The 8469-nt window shown below is 27.4% G+C and carries 8 protein-coding genes and 1 riboswitch; all 8 genes read left to right on the forward strand.

All coding sequences use genetic code 11. The features are described 5' to 3' along the window. Positions 1–114: 114 nt before the first annotated feature. The 8 genes from NSA58_RS11840 (at position 115) to NSA58_RS11875 (ending at position 8148) form a co-directional block, all read left to right on the forward strand. Positions 115–285 (forward strand): hypothetical protein, encoded by a 171-nt coding sequence (locus NSA58_RS11840; protein ID WP_200886409.1) that lies wholly within the window; start codon positions 115–117, stop codon positions 283–285. A 195-nt stretch (positions 286–480) separates the two neighbouring features. After that, the gene (locus tag NSA58_RS11845) at positions 481–1734 is read left to right on the forward strand and encodes a VanW family protein (RefSeq protein WP_074078863.1); all 1254 of its coding nucleotides are present in this window, start codon (positions 481–483) and stop codon (positions 1732–1734) included. Between the two features lie 168 nt (positions 1735–1902). Further along, complete coding sequence (locus tag NSA58_RS11850; protein ID WP_257560495.1) at positions 1903–2640, forward strand: protein kinase domain-containing protein; 738 nt, start codon at positions 1903–1905, stop codon at positions 2638–2640. Between the two features lie 22 nt (positions 2641–2662). Then, a complete protein-coding gene (locus tag NSA58_RS11855) occupies positions 2663–2854 on the forward strand; it encodes a hypothetical protein (RefSeq protein ID WP_257560496.1) in 192 nt (63 codons plus the stop codon). A gap of 37 nt (positions 2855–2891) precedes the next feature. Continuing rightward, on the forward strand, positions 2892–4067 hold the full coding sequence (locus NSA58_RS11860) for an AI-2E family transporter (RefSeq protein ID WP_039680879.1): 1176 nt from the start codon (positions 2892–2894) through the stop codon (positions 4065–4067). Positions 4068–4096: 29 nt separating this feature from the next. Next, positions 4097–5185: a bactofilin family protein gene (locus NSA58_RS11865; RefSeq protein ID WP_074078865.1), complete on the forward strand. Its 1089-nt coding sequence runs from the start codon at positions 4097–4099 to the stop codon at positions 5183–5185. A gap of 440 nt (positions 5186–5625) precedes the next feature. After that, positions 5626–5714: riboswitch (glycine riboswitch) on the forward strand. Positions 5715–5948: 234 nt separating this feature from the next. Then, positions 5949–7319 (forward strand): alanine/glycine:cation symporter family protein, encoded by a 1371-nt coding sequence (locus tag NSA58_RS11870; RefSeq protein ID WP_039680881.1) that lies wholly within the window; start codon positions 5949–5951, stop codon positions 7317–7319. Positions 7320–7446: 127 nt separating this feature from the next. Beyond that, entirely contained in the window at positions 7447–8148 is a 702-nt protein-coding gene (locus NSA58_RS11875) for a PepSY domain-containing protein (RefSeq protein ID WP_039680882.1), read from the forward strand. The last annotated feature ends 321 nt before the right edge of the window (positions 8149–8469 follow it).

Below are 8469 nucleotides of genomic sequence, written 5' to 3' on the forward strand. Positions count from 1 at the left end.
AGAACGAACATTTGGAACGAATGTTTGAGTGAAATTATTTTTAAAATTTATCATATTAGTACAAGCATATTAATATAATGAATTAAACTTATTAATTTTTAGGAGTGATAAATTATGGGAACATTAATAACTAATGAAAAAAGAATAGAAGATATAACTTTAGACAATATAAAAAAGGGCGAAGTAACATTAATTCAATTAAATGAAATATACAACAAAATGGGATTTGTATTTGTAGCAGATTCAGGAAGGTTTACTGGCATTAGGAAAGAGAGAATACATTAATTAAATGGATTATTTATATATAAATTTGATAAAATAGACCTGTACTTGGGTGAATATCAAGTATAGGTCTATTTTGCTGTAAAAAATATCATAAAGTAGTGTAAAAATGTGTAACAATATGGTTACATCTTGAGAGAATTTATTGTTTATAAGTTAATTATAAAATATAATTCTTTGTAGGGATGAGGTGATATTGTGAGTGATGATATAAAAACTGAGTCAGATAAAAAAAATAAGAAGATATATAGAAGAGTAGGATTAGTAATCGGTATTATAATAATATTTATCTGTATAGCATTAAATTATTTTACTAAAAATTCCCTATATAATGGGAAAATAGCTGACAATATTTTTGTACAAGGGGTAGAAATATCTCAGATGGGTAAGGAAGAGGCTATTGAGGCTGTAAACAAAAAGTACAAGCCACAAAATTTAAATTTAAGTTATGAAAAGAATAACTATGAAATTAATTGTGAGGATATTGAATTAAAGTACAATACGGAAGAATTAGTTGAACAAGCGTATAATAGCACAAGAACAGGATCTTATTTTAATGATATTGCTTCTTACATAAGTGTAACATCAGAAGGTAAAAAATATACTATAAAAGCAACTTATAATGAAGAAAAACTTGATAAGTCTATAGAAAAGATTGCTAAGGACATTAATCAAGATGCAAAAAATGCCACAGTAAGTGTTGGCGGAGGTATAAGTATTACTCCTTCAAAAACTGGTTTGAAATTTGAAACTAAAGAAAATAAAAAACTAATTGAGGAAGCTTTAAATAATAAAAAGTATGATACTATAGACTTAAAAGTAAGTGTTACAAAACCAAGAATATCGACTGAAGATGTATCCAGTATAAATACAACATTAGCATCATTTTCAACTACTTTTAATTCTGCTTTAGTAGAAAGGTCATATAATATAGGTCTTTCAGCTCAAAGAGTTAGTAATGTTATATTAAAGCCAGGTGAAACATTTTCGTATAACGAACACACAGGAATGAGACTTTTAAGCAATGGATACTTAAATGCTCCTGTTATAGTTGGTAACGATTATGAAGATGCACCAGGAGGTGGGGTATGTCAAACATCTACCACATTATTTAATGCAGCATTATTATCAGGATTACAAATAGATCAAGTAAGAAATCATTCTAAGACTTCTCAATATGTTCCTAGAGGAAGAGATGCAATGGTTAATGATGGAGATAGTGATTTAAAATTCACTAATAATTTTGATCATGCAGTGTATATTCAATGTTATAGAAGTGGAAGTAGTGTTGTTGCAGCAATATATGGTGCATCACAAGATAGAGTTGGCGTAAATATAAGAGTTGATAATTTTACATACAATGGTCTACCAGGTGCAAAAACATATAGAACTATAACTAAAAATGGTAAGAGTAAAACATCTTACATTTATACAAGTGTTTATAGAAAATAATAAAAAGCTATTTTAATGTATTTGAATACATTAAAATAGCTTTTTTAATAGATAAAATGTTTAAAGATGCATAGCTAAAAATTTTCGAGAAATGTATTTACTAGAGATAGAAAAATATGTCACATATTGATATAATTCATATATAATATGAAAAAGGGAGGTGTATATATGAAATATATTTCCAAAAGATATGTAATATTAGAAGAGGATGAAGAAATTATTTTTGGTAAACTATATAAGGCTAGAGACTTACAAGATGATATTTTAGTTTTTATTCAACTAATAAGAGATGATAAATATATTAATGAAAAATTCTTACCTAATTTAATAGATGAATCAATGACTTTATCTCAGATTAATTCAAATAATATTGCTAAAATACTAGATTTGGGAACACATTATACAGAAAATGAAAGATGCTATTACATAGTAAATGAATACTTTGCTGGTATAGAGCTTAGAAAAGTAATTAAGGGGAATTACATGGATTTGAATAGTATAGTTAAAATTACTAGAAAAATTCTAAGAGCTTTAGATACATCATATAAGAATAAACTTTATCATGGATCTTTGACAGAGGATAATATTTTTGTAGATGAAAATTATAATGTTAAAATATATGATTATGGTATAACTCAGGCTAATAAAGGAATTAATATTAGAAAAGACAATAGCATAGGATTTTTATCTCCTCATCAAATTAATATTAATTACACAGATAAGGAAAGTGATTTTTTCACTTTAGGGGTGATCTTATTTGATTCAATATTCAAGAAAATGCCCTTTGGTATTGGTAAAAATGAGAAAGACATGTTAAAATTAATTGATAGAGGAATTGATTGGAATACTGTGGCTATTAATAATGAAAACATTGCTTTAGTAAATATAGTCAAAAAAACTTATTAGAAGAACTGAAAAATATAATAGTGTGGAAGAAGTATTAATAGATTTAAGCAAGTTTATGTATGTTAAAGCTGATATTGAAGAAAATAGTATAAATATTATAGAAGAAGATACAGAAAAAAAACAGCACAATAAACCTAACAGTAAATTTCTTCAAAAAGCATTACTACTTATTTTAACATTGATAATTCTAGTCACAGTTATTACTCAATTTTAGTAGCATGAAAAATAATTATTTATCAGGAGAAAGAAATATGAAAGTAAACTGGAATTCGAAGTACAATACTATATCAGTATATACATTAATAGTAATATGTTGTAGTATAATTTTTTATTTTGTAGCATCTCAAATAGGATCTTTTAGTGAAAAGATTGGTATTGCCATTGGTATAATGTATCCTTTCATAATAGGGTTTGCCATTGCTTATTTACTTAATTTTATTTTGGATTTTTATGAAATAAGGGTATTGGGTAAAGCAAAGTGGTTTAGCAAATTAAGAAAAGTGCAAAAAAGAAGTATAGGATTATTATTAACATATTTAACAGCTATAGGTATAGGTTACTTATTTATACACTTTATAGTTCCTCAATTAATAGACAGTATAATGGGATTTGTTAATGATGTACCTCAATACGTAGATAATGTTACTAGATTATTTAATGATTTAATGAATGAAACAAATGTGAGCCCTGAATATGCTGCATTAATACAAGAGCAAATGGATAAATACATACAGTTTATTATGGATTTTGCAAAAGAGATAATTCCTATTGTAGGGAATATGTTAAAAGTAATTGCATCAAGTGTGTGGAATATAGTTCTTGGAATTATTATTTCTGTATATTTATTAATAGATAAAGAAAACTTCTTTGCTATAAATAGAAAAATTACTTGTGCATTATTCTCAACTAAAACTGCGAATAGAATATTTGAATTAACTTATAGAAGTAATGAAACTTTTGGTAAATTCTTAAGTGGTAAAATAATTGATTCAGCTATTATAGGAGTATTGTCTTTTGTAGTATTTTCTATATTCAAAATGCCATATACATTGTTAATTTCTGTAATAATAGGTGTGACAAATATAATTCCATTCTTTGGACCATTTATTGGAGCGATACCATCATTTATTATAATCTTATTTGTTTCTCCAACTAAGGCGTTAGTATTCCTTCTATTAGTATTTATAATACAACAAATAGACGGTAATATAATAGGACCAAAAATATTAGGAGACTCAATTGGAATATCAGCATTCTGGATATTATTTGCCATACTTGTGGCAGGCAAGTTCCTAGGAATAGTTGGAATGATAATAGGAGTACCTTTATTTGCTATTGTTTATTCAATTATTAAAGAAGAAGTTGAGTATAAACTAAAAATTAAAGAACTACCAACAGAAACCAAAGATTATATGGATAGAATGTAGCAAGAAGTTAATCAAGGGGAGATGTTTTTATGAAGAAAAAAGGGGTTTTTATTTTAACGCTGTTGATGTTGGTTTTAGTAACGGTAAATGTATTTGCGGATAATATAGATAGTGCATCTAATTACTTTGCTTTAGATGAAGATATAAATATTTCAAAAGAAGTTTTAGGTGATATTTATTCCGCAGGAAAATCACTTTCTGTGAAAGATAATGTAGACGGCGATGTTATAGCTCTTGGTGAGAAGATAGATATAACATCAGATGAGTTAAAGGGAAATATAAGATGTGGTGCACAAACTTTAAATATTAATAGTAAGAATGTAAAAAATATTACATCCTTTGGTCAAAATATCAATATAGGTGAGAAGACTACTGCAAAAGCTGTTTATATTTCAGCAGAAAATATTAATTTTAAAGGTAGTTGTAAAGGGTTTTATGCCACAGGAAATACAATAATAATTAATGGTAAAATCGATGGTGATGTTAATGTCACTTGTGATGAATTGATTATAGCTGATAATGGAGAGATTACAGGCAATATAAAAGTATATTCATCTAAAGAGCCAATTGTCAACTCAAATGTAACTATGGATGACATACAATATACTAAAATAGAAAATTCGACTAATGAAAATGAATTAAAAGCCTTAGTAGGTTTTGGAACTATTATATCCATTGTAGCATCATTAGTACTTGGAATAGTTTTATATTCCTTATTTAAAAAGTTCTTTATAAGTAGTGATGATTTATTAGTTAAACAGCCACTTCCAATAGTTTTTGGAGGAATGGCATCATTTATATTAGTGCCAATAGTTAGTTTATTATTATTCATTACTGTAATAGCATTGCCTCTTGGAATTTTATCGTTAATTATGTATTTCATAGTAGTTTACTTATCACCAGTAATTATGGGAATAGTACTTGGAAGATTTATGCTTAAGAAGAAAAATCCGTATTTACAACTTTTAGTGGGAATACTAATTGTAAGACTACTAAGCCTTTTACCAATGATTGGCAGTTTTGTATGGGTAGTAAGTGGAATGATTACACAAGGACTAATAGTGTATACATTTTATCAATCAATAAAATATAAAGAAAATAGAATAGAAGTAAACTAATGAAATATGGGTTATTTTATAACCCATATTTTTTTATAATTATATAGATGAGAAATAGCGCATAAAATTAAATTGATTTAAAAGTAATTTATAAGTTTTAGACAAATCAAGTAAAGATACAAAGGATTCTATGTAAAAACATATGGAAAAAGTAAATAAGTCTGAAATAGACAGTTTGATTTTGGCAGTTATAGGGTTGGGACAATCATTAAATATAAATATTGATGATTATGAAAAAGTGGTATCTTTTTTAGCCTAAGTATACAAAAAAATTTTATATAAAAATTTATATTAAGCATTTGACAAGTATTGGAAGATAATATATTATTATTGTTACAAGTTAACAAGTCAATAATCTGATGAAGCTTTACAGAAGAGTTGTCTTAGGACACACCGAAGGAGTCATACTCTCAGGTACTTACAAAGTGGGACTGTAAAGAATAGGAAACTCTGGAGAGACCCGTGAAGGGCGCCGAAGGGGCAAGGCTTAATTGCTCAATCTCTCAGGCAAAAGGACAGAGAATATATATAAAGCATATTTATGCTTTTCTTTGATATGTATGAAATCCTATACTAAATCATCTTTAAGATTTAGTATTTTTTAATTGTAAGGAATTTATATTTTATACATATTCGTAATTATTATATTTTTAGTAAACTGCATATAATTATTGTATGCAGAATGCAATCTATTCTTGTCTTTATTCATAAAGGATTATATGATTTTGTACTTAATTATTTAATTACAAAAGGAGTGTTTTTTATGGATTTTCTTAACTTATTAAACCAAGTGGACAGTTTTATATGGGGGCCACCATTATTAATTTTATTAGTAGGTACAGGTATTTACCTTACTATAAGACTGGGACTAATACAAATTGTAAAATTACCTAAGGCATTAAAATTAATTTTTAAAGCTGAAAATGATGGTAGTGGTGATATTTCAAGTTTTGGAGCATTATGTACAGCTCTTGCAGCAACAATAGGAACAGGTAATATAGTAGGGGTTGCCACAGCGATTAAAGCTGGGGGACCAGGAGCGTTATTTTGGATGTGGCTTGCAGCATTTTTTGGAATGGCGACTAAATACTCAGAAGGTTTACTTGCTATAAAATTTAGAACTAAGGATGAAAATGGTCAAGTATCTGGTGGACCAATGTACTACATAGTAAATGGTATGGGTGAAAAATGGAGACCTTTAGCATCGTTCTTTGCTATAAGTGGTATATTAGTGGCACTTTTAGGAATAGGTACTTTTTCACAAGTTAATTCAATTACAGATGCAGTGCAAGGTTCTTTCAATATAGATCCAAAAGTAACAGGTATAATATTAGCTATTTGCGTTGCTCTAGTAGTATTTGGAGGTCTTCAAAGTATATCGAATGTTGCAACAAAGATAGTTCCTTTTATGACAGTAGTATATATATTAATATGTTTTACCATTTTAGGAAAATCTTATGAATTAATACCAGAAACTTTTATTTTAATATTTAAAAGTGCTTTTACAGGTCAGGCTGCAGCAGGAGGGTTTATGGGGGCAACAGTATCTATGGCTATTAGAAATGGTATAGCTCGTGGTGTATTTTCAAATGAGTCAGGTCTTGGTAGTGCTCCAATTGCAGCAGCTGCAGCAAAAACTAATTGGCCAGCAGAACAAGGGCTTATATCAATGACAGGTACTTTTATAGATAGTATAATAATTTGTACATTAACAGGAATGTCTTTAATAATTTCAGGTGTGTGGCAAAGTGATTTAAATGGAGCTATAATGACTCAATCGGCTTTTGCATCAGTGCTTCCTAATTTAGGACCAATATTTTTAACAATAAGTTTAAGTCTATTTGCATTTACAACCATTCTTGGGTGGAGTTATTACGGAGAAAGATGTTTTGAATTTTTATTTGGTGTTAAAAAGATAAATTTATTTAGAACTTTATTTGTGCTTATGGTATTACTTGGTGCATTTTTAAAACTGGAAATGGTATGGATTATAGCTGATATAGTAAATGGTCTTATGGCTTTACCAAATTTAATCGCATTACTTGCTCTATCTCCAGTGATTATATCAGAAACTAAATTATACTTAGAATATTTAGATAGAAAAACTAAATTAGATAGTGAAAAAATAGGTTAATATAGTAGATTTTATTGAAAAAGTAAAAACTTTTTTAAAAAATTTTTATATTTTTACAAAAAAGGGACCCAAAATAGAACTTAACTTTTGTATATATAGTATAAAAAATAAAAAAGGAGAGATTTCAATGAAATTAAAAAAAATGGTAGCAATAGGATTAGGTGTAGTGCTTACATCATCAACAGTATTATCACAAGTGGGAGCAGTTGATGCAGCTTCAAAACTTATAGGAAGTACAAAAGCAAAGGAAATAATGTTAAAGAAGGTTCCGGGAGCAAAGATAGTTAAATTTAGATTAGATAATGACAGAACTCCAGAATATGAAGGAGAACTAACAAAAGGAAGTTATAAATATGAAATAGATGTAAATGCTAAAACAGGAAAAATAACTGACTATGAAAAAGAAAAAATAAAAACTTCTTCTTCAAAATACATAGGAGAAACTAAAGCAAAAGAAATAATGTTAAAGAAAGTTCCAGGGGCAAAAATAGTTAAATTTAAACTAGATAAAGATGATACTCCAGAATATGAGGGAGAACTAACAAAAGGAAGTTATAAGTATGAAATATCAGTAAATGCTAAAAGTGGAAAGATCACTGATTATGAAAAAGAAAAAATAAAAACTTCTTCTAAAAAATTAATAGGGGAAGCAAAAGCAAAAGAAATAATGTTAAAGAAAGTTCCAGGAGCAAAAATAGTTAAATTTGAATTAGATAATGACAAAACACCAGAATATGAAGGTGAGCTAAGAAAAGGCAAATATGAATATGAAATATCAGTAAATGCTATAACAGGTAAAATAACAGATTTTGAAAAAGATAATGATTAATAAAAAGTAAAAAATAACAAAACAATGATTAGTGGTAAAGTATAATAAAAGAATATAAAGTGTAAATAATGTCAATATAAAAACCTTAGGATGGAGTTAAATTCAGTCTAAGGTTTTTTACTATGTATTGATAAAAATAAATACTTTAAATATAAAAAGTAATAGTTTTAAAAGAAGCATATAAGGTAAAATATATAATATAGATAATTACAAAAATAAAAAAGGAATAAAAATATGAAAAAAGAGAGAAGACGTATAATTATTGACTTTGAAGTATTGTCCAAAGGCGGTTTTTGGATGTGCTGCATGAAGGATTATAGA

It is taken from the genome of Terrisporobacter muris (genome assembly GCF_024621905.1).
Classification (GTDB): domain Bacteria; phylum Bacillota; class Clostridia; order Peptostreptococcales; family Peptostreptococcaceae; genus Terrisporobacter; species Terrisporobacter muris.